Source organism: Luteitalea sp. TBR-22 (genome assembly GCF_016865485.1).
Lineage (GTDB): Bacteria > Acidobacteriota > Vicinamibacteria > Vicinamibacterales > Vicinamibacteraceae > Luteitalea.
The window spans coordinates 1,820,316-1,837,719 of record NZ_AP024452.1; the positions used below are offsets into that span (position 1 = coordinate 1,820,316).

At 69.2% G+C, this 17,404-nt stretch carries 9 protein-coding genes; 5 read left to right on the forward strand and 4 right to left on the reverse strand.

Translation table 11 applies throughout. From position 1 onward, the window contains the following. Positions 1-9 precede the first annotated feature (9 nt). Entirely contained in the window at positions 10-2,751 is a 2,742-nt protein-coding gene (locus TBR22_RS07430) for a bifunctional YncE family protein/alkaline phosphatase family protein (RefSeq protein WP_239492332.1), read from the forward strand. A 118-nt stretch (positions 2,752-2,869) separates the two neighbouring features. On the opposite strand, the gene TBR22_RS07435 is transcribed toward TBR22_RS07430, so the two are convergent. Next, positions 2,870-3,568 carry a hypothetical protein gene (locus TBR22_RS07435; protein WP_239492333.1) on the reverse strand — a complete coding sequence of 233 codons (699 nt, stop codon included), beginning with the start codon at positions 3,566-3,568 and terminating at the stop codon, positions 2,870-2,872. Positions 3,569-3,681: 113 nt separating this feature from the next. Between TBR22_RS07435 and TBR22_RS07440 the strand changes: the two genes are divergently transcribed. The 4 genes from TBR22_RS07440 (at position 3,682) to TBR22_RS07455 (ending at position 11,605) form a co-directional block, all read left to right on the forward strand. Beyond that, positions 3,682-6,114, forward strand: coding sequence for a fatty acid desaturase (locus tag TBR22_RS07440; RefSeq protein WP_239492334.1), 2,433 nt, complete (start codon positions 3,682-3,684; stop codon positions 6,112-6,114). 112 nt (positions 6,115-6,226) lie between these two features. Beyond that, positions 6,227-7,156, forward strand: a complete 930-nt coding sequence (locus tag TBR22_RS07445) for a transporter (RefSeq protein WP_239492335.1) — start codon at positions 6,227-6,229, stop codon at positions 7,154-7,156. A gap of 113 nt (positions 7,157-7,269) precedes the next feature. Then, the gene (locus tag TBR22_RS07450) at positions 7,270-10,008 is read left to right on the forward strand and encodes a hypothetical protein (protein ID WP_239492336.1); all 2,739 of its coding nucleotides are present in this window, start codon (positions 7,270-7,272) and stop codon (positions 10,006-10,008) included. Between the two features lie 112 nt (positions 10,009-10,120). Next, entirely contained in the window at positions 10,121-11,605 is a 1,485-nt protein-coding gene (locus tag TBR22_RS07455) for an alpha-amylase family glycosyl hydrolase (RefSeq protein WP_239492337.1), read from the forward strand. A gap of 134 nt (positions 11,606-11,739) precedes the next feature. On the opposite strand, the gene TBR22_RS07460 is transcribed toward TBR22_RS07455, so the two are convergent. The 3 genes from TBR22_RS07460 to TBR22_RS07470 all read right to left on the reverse strand — a co-directional run bounded on the left by TBR22_RS07460 (position 11,740) and on the right by TBR22_RS07470 (position 17,392). After that, positions 11,740-14,118 carry an arylsulfatase gene (locus TBR22_RS07460; RefSeq protein WP_239492338.1) on the reverse strand — a complete coding sequence of 793 codons (2,379 nt, stop codon included), beginning with the start codon at positions 14,116-14,118 and terminating at the stop codon, positions 11,740-11,742. A 356-nt stretch (positions 14,119-14,474) separates the two neighbouring features. Continuing rightward, positions 14,475-15,953: a family 16 glycoside hydrolase gene (locus tag TBR22_RS07465; RefSeq protein ID WP_239492339.1), complete on the reverse strand. Its 1,479-nt coding sequence runs from the start codon at positions 15,951-15,953 to the stop codon at positions 14,475-14,477. Between the two features lie 101 nt (positions 15,954-16,054). Next, positions 16,055-17,392, reverse strand: coding sequence for a Gfo/Idh/MocA family protein (locus tag TBR22_RS07470; RefSeq protein WP_239492340.1), 1,338 nt, complete (start codon positions 17,390-17,392; stop codon positions 16,055-16,057). Between the last annotated feature and the right edge of the window lie 12 nt (positions 17,393-17,404).

The following is a 17,404-nucleotide window of genomic DNA, read 5'->3' on the forward strand; positions in this document are numbered from 1 at the left end:
ACTGCCGCGATGCCGAACGACCGTCGAACCGTGAAGTACGCAGGGTCCACCCTCCTGGCCGGTGCACTCCTGCTGCTCTTCGCGATCGGCGCCGCGCTGTGGTCCCTGCTCGGACGTGAGTCGGCGCCCGTACTGACCAGCCTCGAGCCGCCGGGACGCGCCGAGCGCGCCAGGCTCGGTGCCTCGTCGGCCACCCTCGTCAACGGCCGGCGCGTCACGCCGGCGGGCACCGTCATCCGCACGCAGTCGTACTCCTGGGGGCTCTCCATCAGCCCCGACCAGCGGCGCGCCGCGCTGTTGCGTGCCGATGCGATCGAGGTCGTCGACCTGGGTCCGCCCCACGCGATCCGCCGGTATCCACCACGCGGCACCAGGGATCGGGCCATGGGCACCGGGGCCTACATGGGGATTGCCTTCGCGCCAGACGGGCGCTCCCTGTTCTACAGCAACGCCAATGAAGGGCAGATCCTGCGGCTCGACCTGGCCTCCGGCGAGGTCGTGGCGACCATCGACATCGACGGCGCCGGCATCGACGACAGCTTCGTCGGCGACTTCGTGCTGACCCGCGACGGCTCCACCATCGTCGCCGTCGACCAGTTCAACTTCCGGTTGGTGACGATCGACGTGGCCAGCGGTGCCGTACGACGGTCGGTGCGCGTGGGGCGACATCCGTTCGCGGTGGCCCTCGCCCCCGACGAGCGCACGGCGTGGGTGTCCAACGTCGGCATGTTCGAATACCCGCTGCTGCCGGGCGTGACGCCCGACAACCGGGCTACCGCCGGCCTCGCGTTCCCCGCCTACGGGGTGCCGTCGAGGGAAGCCGAGGAGGGCACGGTCGTCGACGGCGTGCGCGTGCCCGGCCTCGGCCCGCTCAACCACCCGGACGCCATGTCGGTGTTCCAGGTGGATCTGGCCGGCGGGCGCGTGCTGCGGAAGATCCACACCGGTTACCTCGTGGGCGCCGAGCGTGACGACATCCGGACCGTCGGCGGCGCCAGCCCGGGCGCACTCGTCGTCGGGCGCGACCGGATCTATGTCTCCAACGCCACCAACGACACGGTGACGGTCCTCGACGCGGCGACGGGCAGTCGCGTCGCCGAGATCGAGCTGAACGTGCCGGGCCTCGAGCGCCTGCGGGGCGTGCTGCCGTTCTCCGTCGTGCTGTCGCCGGACGAGGCGCGGCTCTACGTCGCCTGCGCGGGGCTCAACGCGGTGGCAGTGATCGACGTCGCGCGTCGGCAGGTGGAGGGGTTCGTGCCGGCTGGCTGGTTCGCGGCGCTCGTCGCGCTGTCGCCCGACGGGCTGCGACTCTACGTGTCGAGCGCCAAGGGGCTGGGGTCGGGCCCCAACGCCGGGCCGACCTTCGAGGACCCGGGCCGCGGGCTGCATCCCGGCGACATCATGCAGGGCACCCTGCAGGTGGTCGACGCGCCGCGCGGCGAGGCGCTGGCGTCGGGTACCCGGCAGGTCGTGGCCAACACCTACGCGGTGCGGCGCGTTCGTCCCGGACTGGCCGGGAGGCTGCCGTACGGCAACTCGCGCCGCGACGGCCCGATCCGGCACGTCGTCTTCGTCGTGAAGGAGAACCGCACGTTCGACCAGGTCTTCGGCGCGCGGCGCGGCGTGCGTGGCAACCCGTCGGGCGCGACGTTGGGGCTCGGCGTCCGGGTGGCCAGCAAGGACGGCTCGCGTGTGCTCGACCGCGTCGACGTGACGCCGAACCACCACGCCCTGGCCGACCGCTTCGCGATCAGCGACAACTTCTATTGCGATGCCGATCAATCCAACACGGGCCATCGCTGGGTGGTCGGCGTGTACCCGAACGAATGGGTGGAAGTGAACGCGCGGTCCCGCATCGAGGCCCGGCCGTTCAGCGCCGCGCCGGGACGCCGGAACGTCAACGGCGCCAGCGCGGTCGTCAACCCGGAGGACTACAACGAGGCCGGGGCGCTGTGGGAACACCTGGCACGCCATGAGGTGTCGTTCTTCAACTTCGGGTTCGGCGCAGAGATGCCGCAGTCGATCGAGCAGCAGTTGCACAAGGAGACCGGCATCCGCATGTCGGTGAGCTTCCCGCTCCCCAGGCCGCTCTTCGAGCGTTCGTCACGGAAGTATCCGACCTACAACATGGCCATCCCCGACCAGTACCGGATGGACATGTTCGAGGAGGAACTGCGCGACCGGTGGGAGAGCGGGCAGGAGCCGTTCCCCTCCCTGGTGACGATCGTGCTGCCCAACGACCACATGACAAGCGAGCATCCGGAGGACGGCTACCCGTTCCGGGAGTCGTACGTGGCCGACAACGACCTGGCGCTCGGGCGGCTGGTGGAGCGGCTGTCGCACTCGCGCTGGTGGAAGGACATGCTGATCATCGTCACCGAGGACGATCCGCAGGGCGGCACCGACAGCGTCGACGCGCACCGATCGGCGCTGCTGTTCATCAGCCCGTGGGTCAAGCGAGGCTACGTGTCGAGCACGTTGGCCAGCTTCGGCTCGTTGATGCGCCTGCAGTTCACGCTGCTCGGCCTGCCCGCCCTCAACCAGTTCGACGGAACGGCGTCGATGGTCGACGACATCTTCTCGACGACGGCCGACGTGACCCCGTACGCGGCGCGCCCGATCGACCGTCGGCTGTTCGACCCCGCCGTGGCGTTCAAGCCGTTCGACCGGCGCTTCAACTGGAAGGCGATGGCCGCCTCGCCGGTGATGGACGACCCGGACGACATGCGTGAGGCGTTGCGGCCGCGATAGCACGCCGGCCGCACCGCCTGGGGCGATGCCGCAACGCGGCGATGCCGCGCACGCCGAAGGCCGACGGCTGACGAAGGCCGACGCAAATGACGAAGGCCGAGGCAGTAGCCGTCGACGTTCATGTCGACGGTCGGCGGTTCATGGCGCGCGATGCTCTCGCATCCATGTGCACCAGCGGCACCTGCAGGCCCGCTTCGTACGGATGCCGACTCGAGACGAGCAGGGTGAGCGTGGTGCACTCGCCGCCATAGAGGTCCGCGAGCGCGTCGGGATCGGCGCCGCGCGCCAGCAGCAGGTCGGCGATGGCGACGGCCGTGGGCGGGGTCTTCTGGCGCCAGTGCTCGACGCCATTGGCGGCGACGTAGTGCAACAGCGTGCACCAGTGGACCTCGGGATCGAACGGCCCGACTCGCGTGGAGCGGGCCCGGACCAGCGACGGACCCTCGTCCAGGCGTCGCCGGAGGTCGTCGACATCGCCCCGCACCACCGCCTCGACGGCGGCCTCGAACCTGGCGATGTCCCAGTGGGGGGTATTGATGGCCTCGGCGTGCGCCACGAGACTGGCCCAGTCCAGTGCGTCGTATGCTCTCGCCACGGCCAGCCGCGCGTCGTCACGGTCGAGTGTGGTGGCCGCGACCTCGACCGCGCTCATCGGCCCGGGCAGCCACGACACGTCCGGACGGCGGAATCGCGGATGGTGCCGGTACATGCGCTCGACGGCCTGCGCGTCGCCAGCCCTGAAAGCCGTCAGGAGCGCCCGCGCCTGCGCATCGTAGTCGGCAGGCGTCGCGTCGTAGGGCAGCCACGTCCACTCCATCGATCCTCCCGTGCCGAATCCGGCCCTAGCTCGGTCACTCCGGCAATTGCTGGTGCTAGCGGCCCGGCCGTCCGCTGGTGGGGTGCCCAAGGGTACCGTGAAGTCACGATCACATGGCCACAGCAACCCTGCCAGCCCCCGGCCCGGACGCCGAGGAGGCGCGCCTCAAGGACTACAGCCTCGTCGGCCGCGACACGGCACTCGCGATCGACCGCGGCCTTGCCGAAGCCGAGTGGTACACCTCACCCGTACCTCGCGAGGCGATGCGCCAACTGCTGCAGCGCCGCGATGGCCCGGCCATTCGCGACACCCTCCTCTATGCGGCGCTGTTGCTCGCCACCGGCTACGGCACGTGGCGGCTGTGGGACTCGTGGTGGGCGCTCGTCCCGATGATGGCGTACGGCGTGCTGTACGCCTCGGCCTCCGATGCCCGATGGCACGAGGCGGGGCACGGCACGGCCTTCCGCACCGACTGGATGAACACCGCGCTGTACGAGGTGGCGTCGTTCCTCGTGCTGCGCGAGTCGGTGCCCTGGCGATGGAGCCACGCCCGCCACCACAGCGACACCATCATCGTCGGGCGCGATCCCGAGATCGCCGTGCCGAGGCCGCCCGACCTGCTGGAGATGTTCCTGAAGTGCTTCAATTACCGCGCCTGGCGCCGGTACGTGACCAACACCACGCTGCACGCCGTCGGGCGAGTGACCGCCGTCGAGGCGACCTTCATCCCGCCGTCGCAGTACGGCGCCGTGTTCCTGCGGGCGCGCATCTACCTGGCCATCATGGCGACGGTCGCGGCGACCTGCCTGTACTCCCGCAGCTGGCTGCCACTCGTGTTCGTGTACGGGCCCAACCTGTACGGCGCGTGGCTCATGGCGATCTACGGCTGGACCCAGCACGCCGCGCTGGCCGAGAACGTGCTGGATCACCGGCTCAACTGCCGGACGATCTACATGAACCCGATCCACCGGTTCCTGTACTGGAACATGAACTACCACACCGAGCACCACATGTTCCCGATGGTGCCGTACCACCAGTTGCCGCGGCTGCACGCGCTGGTGAAGGACGATTGCCCGGCGCCCTACCCGAGCCTGCTGGCGGCATACCGCGAGATGATCCCGGCCCTGCTGCGTCAGATCCGCGAGCCCGGGTGGTACCTGCGTCGCACCCTGCCGCCGACGGCGCGGCCGGTGGGCACGCGGCCGACGATGGCCGCGATCGTCACCACGGATCGACCGCTGGTCGACGGGTGGGTGGACGTGTGCGCGGCGGCCGACCTCGGGCCGGGCGAGGTGGTGCGCGTCGACCACGGGCCGCGCACCTACGCGGTGTACCGCGTCGGGCCGGGGACGGTCCGCGCCACCGATGGCATGTGCACGCACGGCAACACGCACCTGGCCGACGGGCACCTGCGTGACGGTGTGATCGAGTGCCCGAAGCACAACGGGCGCTTCGACGTGGCGACCGGCGCCGCGGTGCGCGTGCCCGCCTGCGTCGCCCTGCAGACCCATGCCGCGCGCATCGAGGCCGATCGCGTGTGGTTGCGCGTCGGCGCGATCGCCGCCGCCGACGCCGCGCCGACCTACGCGTTCCGCGTCGTCTCGAACCACAACGTGGCGACGTTCATCAAGGAACTCGTGCTCGCGCCGCTCACGCCTGACCGGGAGTCGGGAGTCGGGAGTCGGGAATCGGAAGTCGGGAGTCGGGAATCGGGAGTCGGGAGTCGGGAGTCGGGCGAGCTCGTCTCCACGGAGGCAGGGCGCGGCGAGCCACCGCGCCGCCGTGCCGTGGCCCTGCCGACGTACCAGCCGGGACAGTACATGCAGCTCCACATCCCGGCGTATGGCGAGATCCGCCTGCGCGACCTGGTCGTGGACGAGCCGTACGCGTCGACCTGGCGAGCTCATCACCTGTTCGATCTGGGCACGCGCAACCAGCTGGAACTCCGCCGCAACTACTCGCTGGCGACGGATCCGGCCTCGCCCGTCCAGGAGCTGCGCTTCAACGTGCGCATCGCCATGCCGCCGGCCGGGCAGGCGTGCGACACGGGCGTGGGGTCGTCGTGGGTGTGGGCGCTGAAGCCGGGCGATACCGTGCAGGCATCAGGCCCGTACGGCGACTTCCTGATCCGGGGCACGAGGCGCGAGCTGGTGTACGTCGGAGGCGGCGCGGGCATGGCGCCGATCCGATCCCACATCGCCCACCTGCTCGAGACGCGTGGGCACGCCGGGCCCATCACGTTCTGGTACGGCGCCCGTTCGCGGCAGGAGCTGTTCTACGAGGACTGGTTCCGCGGCCTCGAGGCGCGCTTCCCGAACTTCCGGTTCCACATCGCCCTGTCGGCGCCCCTGCCCGACGATGGGTGGACCGGCCCCACGGGCCTGATCCACGACGTGCTGCGGCGTGAGCACCTGGCATCCCACCCGCACCCAGCCGACGCCACCTACTTCCTCTGCGGACCGCCGGTCATGGTGCAGGCAGCGCGGGAGATGCTGCGCCACGAGTTCGCGGTCGCGGCGGAGCACGTCGTGGCCGACGCGTACTGACCCCCGTGCTAGGGACCACGCACCGACGGCGCGCGCGCAGCCATCCGGCCGCGCCGGAACGCCTGATGTTGCGAGGGCAGGTTCTGTGCTCCACTTAGGGCGTCGGTCGCCCATGTTCCGCTCGCTCCGCTCGCCCTGCCGTCTTCTGGTCGCCCTGTGGTCCTTCCTGCTGGCCGCCGGGGCGGCGACCGCGCAGGACCTCGAGCCCAAGGCCTACGCGGCCAGTCCCACCGACGCCGGGTTCGTGGTGGTCGCCGTGTCGCGGCTGGCGGGAGGTCTCGTGTTCGATCCGACCGTCCCGCTGACCGACGTCAAGGCGACCTTCGGCATCGGCACGATTGCCGGCGGCTACACGTTCGGGCTGCTCGGCAAGCTGGCGCTCGTCACCGCCGCCGTGCCCATCGCCTCGGGTGAACTGACAGGGTTCCTGAACGACGACGCCCGCTCGACCTACCGCAATGGACTGGCCGACGCCCGCTTCAAGCTGTCGGTGAACCTCCGCGGCAACGACGCGATGCGGGCCAGCGCCTTCGCGAAGGCGCCTCGCCGCACCATCGTCGGCACCAGCCTCACGGTTGCGGCACCCACCGGCGAGTACGACGGCGCCAAGTTGATCAACATCGGGACCAACCGTTGGGCGGTCAAGCCGGAGCTCGGCGTCGCCGTGCCTGCGGGGCGGTGGGACGTGGATGCCTACGCGGGCGTGTGGCTGTTCACCGCCAACGGCGACTTCTTCCCGGGCGGCCAGCGCAGGACGCAGGAGCCCGTCCTGGCGGTGCAGGCACATGTCGGCTACACCTTCCGGCCGCGCCTCTGGCTGGCGGTCGACACCACGTGGTACGGCGGCGGGCAGGCGCGGGTCGAGGGGGGAGCTCCCGGCACGGGCCTGAACAACTCGCGGCTCGGCGCGACGCTGTCGTTGCCGGTCGGGCGCAGCCAGTCGCTGAAGGTGGCGTACAGTTCAGGTGTGTCGGTTCGCACCGGCACCGACTTCGATACGCTGAGTGTCGGCTGGCAGAAACTGTGGCTCGCCAGGCGGTGAGCCGCCCATCCCCTCGAGGTCCGGGCTCCGACCTCCCGGCAAGGCGCCGATCCCCCCTTGCCGTGTTCGCACTCTTCTCGTGAACTTCCGGAGATCCGGAGAGGAGCACACCGATGGCCATGGACGACATCACCGACGTCACCGAACAGAAGCGGCTCAACGAGGCGCGCGAGGCCGGGATTCCCTGGAAGAAGTGGGGCCCCTATCTCAGCGAGCGGCAGTGGGGCACGGTGCGCGAGGATTACAGCGTCGACGGCAACGCGTGGGCGTACTTCTCCCACGACCAGTCGCGATCGCGCGCTTACCGCTGGGGCGAGGATGGGCTGGGCGGCATCTCCGACGACAAGCAGCGGCTCTGTTTCGCCCTCGCGCTGTGGAACGAGCGTGATCCCATCCTGAAGGAACGGCTCTTCGGGCTGACCAACTCGGAAGGGAACCACGGCGAGGACGTCAAGGAGTACTACTTCTACGTCGACAGCACGCCGACGCACTCGTACATGAAGTACCTGTACAAGTACCCGCAGCGTGCCTTCCCCTATGCGGAGCTGATCGCCCGCAACGGCAGCCGCTCCCGCGAGGAGTTCGAATACGAACTGCTCGACACCGGCATCTTCGACGACGACCGCTACTTCGACGTCGTCGTGGAGTATGCCAAGGCCGGGCCCGAGGACATCCTGATCCGCATCACGGTGCACAACCGCGGGCCGGAGGCGGCGCGGCTCCGCCTGCTGCCGACGCTGTGGTTCCGGAACACGTGGTCGTGGGACGACGGCTCGCCGAAGCCGGCGCTGCGCGGGTCGGCGCCCGGCGTCGTGCAGGCGTCACATCCGGAACTCGGTGACTGCTGGCTGTCGTGCGAGGGCGCCCCGGAACTGCTGTTCACCGAGAACGAGACCAACGCCAGCCGGCTGTGGGGCCAGCCCAATCCGACGCCCTACGTCAAGGACGCCTTCCACGCGTACGTCATCGCCGGCGAGGCCGGCGCCGTCAATCCGGCGCACGAAGGCACCAAGGCCGCCGCCCACTACGTGCTCGACGTGCCCGCCGGCGGCAGCCAGCAGGTCCGGCTCCGGCTTGCGGCCAGCGCGCCGGCCTCGCCGTTCGCTGATTTCGACGCGGTGGTCGAACAGCGCCTCGCCGACGCCGACGAGTTCTACGACCGGATCACGCCAGGCGCGCTCACCGAGGACCAGCGGCGGGTGCATCGCCAGGCCCTGGCCGGCATGCTGTGGAGCAAGCAGTACTACTACTACGACCTCGAGAAGTGGCTGAGCGAGCACCAGAGCCACCCGCTGCACGAGGCGGCGCGGCGCGACGTGCGGAACACCGAGTGGTTCCACATGCTCAACGCCGACGTCATCTCGATGCCCGACAAGTGGGAATACCCCTGGTACGCGGCCTGGGACCTGGCCTTCCACACCGTCTCGCTGGCGCTGGTGGACTTCGACTTCGCCAAGGAGCAGCTGCTGCTGATGCTGCGCAACCTGTACGTCCACCCCAACGGGCAGATTCCCGCCTACGAGTGGAACTTCAGCGACGTCAATCCGCCGGTGCACGCGTGGGCCACGCTGTACCTGTACCGGATGGAGCGGACCCTGGGCCGCGCCGACATCCACTTCCTGGAGCGCTCGTTCCAGGGGCTGATGATGAACTTCAACTGGTGGGTCAACCGCAAGGATCCCCAGGGGCGCAACGTGTTCGCCGGCGGCTTCCTCGGGCTCGACAACATCGGCGTGTTCGATCGCAGTGCGCAGTTGCCGACGGGCGGCTCGCTGGAACAGGCCGACGGCACGGCGTGGATGGCGTTCTACTGCCAGAACATGATCGACATCGCGCTGATCCTGAGCGATCACGACCCGATGTACGAGGAGGTCGCCTTCAAGTACGTGCAGCACTTCATGTGGATCGCCTACGCGATGGATCGCCTCGGCGAGCACCACGACGAGATGTGGGACGAACAGGACGGCTTCTTCTACGACCTGCTGCGCCTGCCCGACGGCCGGGCGCAGCGGCTCAAGGTGCGGTCGCTCGTCGGATTGCTGCCGCTCTGCGCCTCCACCGTCTTCGAGCCCGAAGCCATCACGAGCCATCCCCGGCTCATGGAGATGATCGAGCTGTTCAAGAAGCGCCACCCCGAGCTGGTGTCGCACCTGGCGCCGACCGACGCGGGGTTCTCCGGCGTCAAGGGGCGCCGCCTCCTCTCGATCCTCAACAGGCAGAAGCTGGAGCGCGTGCTCGGCTACATGCTCGACGAGAACGAGTTCCTGGGGCCGCACGGGATCCGGTCGCTCTCGCGGTACCACCTCGAACACCCGTTCGTGTTCCACGTCGGACACGACGAGTACAAGGTGCAGTACCTGCCCGGCGAGTCGAACACGGGCATGTTCGGCGGCAACTCCAACTGGCGCGGCCCGGTGTGGATGCCGGTCAACGCCCTGATCGTGCGGGCGCTGCTGAACCTCTACACGTTCTACGGCGACGACTTCAAGGTGCAGTGCCCGACGGGCTCTGGCAACGAGATGAGCCTGTTCGAGGTGGCGCAGGAGCTCACGCGCCGGCTCAGCACGACGTTCCTCCGCAACGAGGCGGGCAAGCGGCCGGTGTACGGTGGCAGCGCCAAGTTCCAGGACGATCCGCACTGGCGCGACCTGATCCTCTTCTACGAGTACTTCCAGGGCGACAACGGCGCCGGCATCGGCGCCAGTCACCAGACGGGGTGGACGGGCCTCGTTGCGCCGCTGCTCGACATCTTCGGCCGGCTCGATGCCCGCACCATGCTCGAGACCGAGCGCGGCCAGCTCACCAGCCGGATGATCCGGCAGCAGGTGGGCGGCGAAGGGGTCAGCGGCTGAGGAACACGAGCCACCGAGGAAGTGCGATGACCATCGGTCCGCCGTGTCGATGATGGTCACCGACCAGCCGTGACGCGTTCCTGACGAAGCCGCAGGTCCTGAAGGAGGCCCCATGCAGTCCTGGCCCAGGCATCCGGTCATCTACGAGATCAGCACGTGGGCGTGGCTCGAGGACCTGTCCCGGTCAGCCGGGCAGGTCGTCGACCTGGGCACCGTGCCCTCGGCGGAGTGGGACGCGATCGCCGCCCGCGGGTTCGACGCCGTCTGGTTCATGGGCGTGTGGGAGCGGAGCCCCGCCGGCATCGCCATCTCGATGCAGAACCCCGGGCTGCTCGAGGACTTCAGGCGAGCCCTCCCGGACTTCGCGCCGGAGGACAACGTCGGCTCACCCTACTGCGTGCGCCGCTACGTGGTCGATCCCCGACTCGGGGGGCCGCAGGGACTCGCCGCAGCGCGGGCGGCGCTCGCGCAACGCGGGTTGCGCGTCATCCTGGACTTCGTGCCCAATCACGTGGCGCCGGACCACCCCTGGGCCACCGAGCACCCCGAGTACTTCGTGCGGGGCACCCCGGAGGACGCCCGGCACGACCCGGCGTCGTTCGTCGAGATCGGCGGGGCCGTGTTCGCGCGCGGCCGGGACCCCTACTTCCCGGCCTGGCCCGACGTGCTTCAGCTCGATGCCTTCCATCCCGGGCTGCGGCAGGCGGTGATCGCGACGATCATCGACATCGCCGGCCAGTGCGACGGCATCCGCTGCGACATGGCGATGCTGATGCTCGACGACGTCTTCGCGCGCACCTGGGGGCCCCGCGCGGGCGAGCGGCCGGCCACCGACTACTGGGCCGCCGTGATCCCCGCGATCAAGGCGCGCCGTCCGGACTTCCGCTTCATCGCCGAGGCCTACTGGGACCTCGAGTGGGTGCTCCAGCAGCAGGGGTTCGACCACTGCTACGACAAGAAGCTGTACGACCGCATGGAGCACGCCTCCGCGGAGGACGTCCGCCAGCACCTGCTCGCCGACCTGCCGTACCAGCAGGGCATGGTGCGGTTCATCGAGAACCACGACGAGCCAAGGGCCGCCGCATCGTTCCCGGGCGCGAAGGGGCAGGCCGCGGCCGTGGCGGTCCTCACGCTGCCGGGCGCGCGACTCCTGCACGAGGGGCAGTTCGAAGGACGCACGGTGAGGCTGCCGGTCTTCCTCGGCCGGCGGCCGTCAGAGACGCCCGACGCGGATCTGGTCGCGTTCTACGCCCGCCTGCTCGACGCCACGAAGGGCGACCTGTTCCGGGATGGCGACTGGCGCCTCTGCGATCGGAGCGGCTGGCCCGACAACCAGAGCTGCCGGCAGTTCCTCACGTGGTGCTGGACGAAGGACGACGCGCGCGCGCTCGTCGTCGTCAACTACGGGCCGGGCCGTGCGCAGGGGCTCGTCCACCTGCCGTGGGACGACCTGCGGGGCCGTGAGTGGCGGCTGGACGACCTGCTGGCGGGGCAGAGCCACGAGCGCAATGGCAGCAAGATGCGAGACACGGGCCTGTACGTGGAGCTCGGGCCCTGGCAGTGCCACCTGTTCCGGATCGCACCCATGGACGCCTGAGGCGGCCATCCGGGCGGTGATTCACCGGCTCGCCCTGCAGGCAAGGCGGCAGGCGGGGCGCGGCAGGAGCATGGGGCAGGCTCGGTGGCGACGCGACGGACGCGCGCCGCCACCGCCGGGCGCGGAGGGCGAGTCTAGGGCGCCACGGCCCTGGCCCGCGTCTGGCTCGTGTCCACCGTGACCTTGTCGATCGTGCCGGTGAAGCGGTAGGGCGCCGCGATGCCGTAGTCCTCGATCACGGGCGTCTCTCCGTCCTCGCCGACGTCGGCGCCTTCGTCGGCCGAGAAGACCGCTGACTGCGTCCGCTCGATGCGCCCCTCGGCCACCTTGCGGCCATTGACCAGGATCACGCCGGTGCCACCCTTGCCGAGGCCGCCGCCGTCATAGGTGAACTCGTACCGGATGGTCGCCTTGCCCGGCGCGATCGCCGTCTTCGAGGCGACGGTGAAGCGCTGCAGCCCGAGGAAGTTGTACGTGTAGGCCGGCTTGCCGTCCTTCAGGTACAGGCTCCAGCCGCCGAAGCGGCCCGCCTGCGCGAGCAACACGCCCTTGCCGCCGCCGGACGGAATCGTGACCTCCGCGGTGACCGAGTACGACTTGTTCTTCGTGTTGATGAAGACGTTCTCCGACAGCCCGCCCATGCCGGGGTAGACGCTGAGCGACGTCCGGCCCTGCATCAGGTCGAGTCGGCCGACCAGTTCGGCGTTGGTGCGCTCGAGCGTCCGGTCGTCGATCGGCAGTACGTGGTACTTCGCCGCCTCCGAGAGGAACAGCGCCTGCATCTCCTTCAGCTTGGCCGGATCCTTGGCCGCCAGGTCGTTGGCCAGGCTGAAGTCGGTCCGGGTGTCGTACAGCTCCCACACGTCCTTGTCGAGCGTCGCGCGCGGCTTGGCCTCCCACGCGGCACGGTGCACGGTGCCCGCGAGCCAGCCGTTGCTGTAGATCGCCCGGTTGCCGAAGATCTCGAAGTACTGCGTCAGGTGGCGCTCCGGGGCCTTCGCGTCGTTGAACGTCGGCAGCATGCTCACGCCCTCGATCGGCACCTGCGTGAGGCCGTCCACGACCTTCGGCTCGGGCAACTGCGCGGCCTCGAGGATGGTCGGCACGATGTCGATCACGTGGTGCCACTGCGAGCGCACCTCGCCCTTCGCCTTCACGCCCTTCGGCCAGTGCACCACCATGCCGTTGCGCGTGCCGCCGTAGCTCGACGCCACCTGCTTGGTCCACTGGAACGGCGAGTTGCCCGCCACCGCCCAGCCCGCCGCGTAGTGGCTGTAGGCCATCGGCCCGCCCAGTTCGTCGTAGTGCTTCAGCACGTCGGCCACCGTCTCAGGCACGCCGTTGAAGTAGGTCATCTCGTTGAACATGCCGGCCATGCCGCCTTCGGCGCTCGCGCCGTTGTCGCCGACGATATAGAAGATCAACGTGTTGTCGAGCTCGCCGAGTCCGCCGATGGCGTCGACCAGGCGGCCGATCTCGGCGTCGGTGTACTCGGCAAAGCCCGCGAACACTTCCATCTGCCGCGTGAACAGCTTCTTCTCGTCAGGCGAGAGCGTGGCCCAGTCCTTGATGGCGGCCGGCTTGGGCGCGAGCTTCGTGCCCGCCGGCACCACGCCGAGCTTGATCTGGCGGGCGAGCGTCTCCTCGCGGAGCACGTCCCAGCCCTTGTCGAACTTGCCCTTGTACTTGTCGATCCAGGCCTTCGGCGCGTGGTGCGGCGCATGCGTCGCACCCGGTGCGAAGTACATGTAGAAGGGCTTGTCCGGCGTCAGCGACTTGACCGACCGGACCCACGTGATGGCCTGGTTGGTCATGTCGGTCATGAAGTGGTAGTTCGGATCCTTGGGCGTCTCCACGCGCGTCATGCCGTCGTAGATCAGCGGCGCCCACTGGTTGGTCTCGCCACCCATGAAGCCGTAGAACTTGTCGTAACCGCTGCGCGTCGGCCAGCGGTCGGTGGGACCCGACGGGCTCACTTCCCACGTCGCGGTCTCGTGGTTCTTGCCGAACATCGACGTGGTGTAGCCGTTGTAGCGGAGCGTCGTCGCGATGCGCGCGACGTTGTCGGGGATCTGCCCGGTGTTGCCCGGCCACGACGTCGCGGTCTCGGTGATCGACCCCATGTTGTTGGTGTGGTGGTTGCGGCCGGTCTGGAGCGCCGCCCGTGTCGGAGCGCACAGCGCCGTGGTGTGGAACTGGTTGTACCTCAGGCCGCCGTCGGCCAGGCGGCCGAGCGTCGGCATGTGCAGTGGGCCACCGAAGGCGGCCGACTGCCCGAAGCCCATGTCGTCGATCAGGATGATCAGGACGTTGGGCGCCCCCTTGGGGGCGTTGACGCGGAAGACCGGCGGGGGCTCCGACGCGTTGCGCACGTCCATCACCGTGGTGGGCGGGATGGCGGGCGCCGCGATGGGCAAACGCGTGCGGTCGAGGCTCGGCTGGGCGTGGGCGTGGGCCACACACGCGGCCACGAGGAGCGCGCTGGCGGTGGCACGCAAGTGGGTGATGGGCATACGGGTGTCTCCTGGGGTGAGCCGAGCAATGGGCGGTGCGCCAGGCCGTCGCCGGACGCGCCGGCCTGGACGCCGACAAGTCCCTGTCGGGTTGTGACCGGCAGCAACGCTGCTCGCTGGCCTGGGCGAAGGCGTGGTTGTCGTCGAGCGTCGCCTCGATGGCCCGACGGATGTCTGCGGGTTCGACGGCAATCAGGGGGGCGACGCGGCCGCGAGGATTGTCTCGAAAGCCCGCGGCTGCTGGACGTGACGCGGGGGGAAACGAGCTCACCAGAGGGAGTCTAGCCCATCCAGACGAGTGGCCTCGTCCTCCAGCCTCCTCGATATGGGGGCAGGGTTCCCTGACACGCTGCTACCTAGCGGAGCTCGAGCACCTTCAGGTTGCGGAACCACACCACCGTGTCGTGGTCCTGCAGCAGGATCGGCGTGCGGATCTTGTCGGCGTAGCCCTTCACGTCCTTGAACTTGCTGGTCGCGACCCCGGCTGCCGCCTCTGGGCTGGTGATGTCGTACCGCAGCACCAGCGTGCCGTTGAGCCAGTGCTCGACGATGGTGCCCTTCACGACCAGGCGAGAGGTGTTCCACTCGCCGACGGGCCGGGCCGCCTTCTTCGCGGCGGGGATGCAGTCGTACCACGCGCCGGTCTTCTGGCGCTCGTTCAGCGTCATCGCCACGTAGTTGTCGTCGTCGATGGTCTGGTACTCGTGGCCGATGGCGCCGCCCTCGTTGCCGCGGGCCTCGTCGACGAAGTACTTGATGCCGCTGTTGCCGCGGTACGACAGGCGCCAGTCCCAGGCGAACTCGAAGTCGCCGAAGGTGGCGGTGGTGATGATGTCGCCGCCCTTCTTGCCGAGCCCCTTGATGGTGCCGTCCTCGACGACCCACCCCTGCGCGGGAAACGCCGGCTTGGCGAAGCCTTTCCAGCCGGTGGTCGTCGTGCCGTCGAACAGCAGGCGCCAGCCGGCCTTCCTCTCGGCAGTCGTGAGCACGTTCTGCGCGGGCGCGCCTGCTGCCCGGTCCTCGAGCTGCGAGGCGATGCGCCGCCAGGTGGCGATGTTGGCCGCGAGGTTCTCGCGGGTGTCGCCGGGCACGTTGTAGGCCTGCAGTCCGATCGGGCCGCGATAGCCGGCCGCCTGCAGCTTCTGCAGGTAGGCGACCATGTCGAAGTCGCCCTGGTCGAGGCGCGTGATGTAGTTCTTCGACGCGAGATCGACGCCGTTGATGCTGACGCGCGTCGCCTTCGCGGCGACGGCCTTCACGGCGGCGTCGAGGTTGCCGCCGACGTTGCTCATGAACTCGTGGCAGAGGTTGATGCTGGCGCCGAGGTTGCTGCGGTTGGCCTTGCCGACCACTCGTGCCGAGTCCAGGGCGTGCTCGACGTAGAAGTTGGCGTGGCCGTACAGGGCGACCTGCACGCCCGAGGCCTTCGCGAGGTCGGCGATGCGCTGCACCACCGCGACCGCCTTCGCCTCGTCGTCGGGGCTGGCCGCCTTGGGCTTCTGCACGGTGATCCACAGCGTCGTCGGCGTGCCCTTCAGCATCCGGATGGCCTCGGGCAGCCGCGGATCGAAGGCTTCAGGCCTGTCGATGTACGTGTGAACGTAGAGGCCGAAGATCTTCAGGCCGACGGCGCCGAAGGCCTTCTGCCAGGCGGCCAGATCCTCGGGGTTCGTGTAGTTGTAGCTGATGCCGTCGTAGCCGAGTTCCTTGAGCGTCTGTGCCTGCTGCGTCGGCGTCCACGTGCCGCGGCCGACGCCGTTGTCGAAGACGAAGAACTCGGGCCGCGCGGCTTCCGCGCTGGTCGACGCCAACAGGACGAGAAGCGCGAGGATCACTGACCGTCGCCCAAGGGCGACGGCTACTGACGAGAGGTTGGCGACGGCTGCGGACAGGATGCTCTGACTGCCGACCGCCGACTGCCGACTGCCGTGTCCGATCACTTGGTCCCCCAGTCCGTACGACCGGCCGGCGCCTCGAGGTGGCGATTGGCCTCCTCGTCGTTGGTGAATCGCTCGCGCGCCGGATCCCACTTGAGGAGCGCGCCCTGCCGCTTGATGCCGATGTGGGCGAGATGGCAGATCGAGATCGTGCGCTGGCCGATCTCCTCGTCCTCCAGCGTCTTGCGACGGCTCTTCACCGAGTCGATGAAGTCGACCCGCTCACTGCGCAGCGGGAACCGCACGCCGTCGGCGGGGATGGGCATCGACAGGATCTTCGGATCGGAGGCCTCGTGGTACTCGGGGTGGTCGGCACTCTTGTCGTAGTTGACGACCAGCCAGCCCTTGTCGCCCTCGAAGCGGATGCGCGGCTTGTCCATCGTGTAGAACATCTCGACGCCGTTGGCGAAGCGGAAGCGCGCGTCGAAGGTCTCGAGCACGTCCCACACCGGGTCGTCGTGGTACCTGCCGGTGGCCTGCACCTCCACAGGACCGGTGCGCTCGGTGCCGTTGGCCCACTGGCAGATGTCCACCAGGTGCGCGCCCCAGTTGGTCAGCATGCCGTCGGCGTACATCGTGCTGCGGAACCAGCCCGGGCGGCCCTTCAGGTCGCGCGGGTTGTGCACGCGCTTCTGCATGTAGGGCACTTTCGGGGCCGGCCCGAGCCACATGTCGTAGTCGAGTTCGGCCGGCACCGGCGCCTCGATGGCGGCTTCCTGCGGGAACTCCTCGCGCGGCGACGACACCCGGATGGTCTTCAGCGTGCCGATGGCGCCGTTGCGCACCAGTTCGACGGCCCGATGCATGCGGTCGAGCGAGCGGAACTCGCTGTCGACGCGGAAGATGCGTTTGCGCGCCACGACCTCGTTGGCGAGGCGCCGGCCCTCGCCGATGTAGCGCGTGATCGGCTTCTCGAGCGACACGTCCTTGCCGGCCTGCAGCGCCAGCATCGCCATCGGCACGTGCCAGTGATCGGGCGTCGAGATCATCACGGCGTCGACGTCGCGGCGGGCGAGCACCGCGCGGAAGTCGCGGTACGTGTCGCAGCCCTTGTACGCGCCCGACGGCGACTGCTTCGCGTAGGTGGACTCGACGAGCTGCTTGGCCTGGCCGACGCGCCAGCTGTCGACGTCGCACACGGCGACCACCTGCACGCCAGGGACCGCCATGAACTGGGGGATGTTGAGCCCCTGGCACTGGCGACCGGTGCCGATGAAGGCGAGCGTGACGCGATTGCTGGGCGCCTGCGCGCCGAAGACGCGCGAGGGCACGATCGTGGGCGCAGCCGCACCCGCGGCCAGCAGTCCAGCGGACTGGAGGAACTTCCGGCGATGCATGGTGCGACCAGA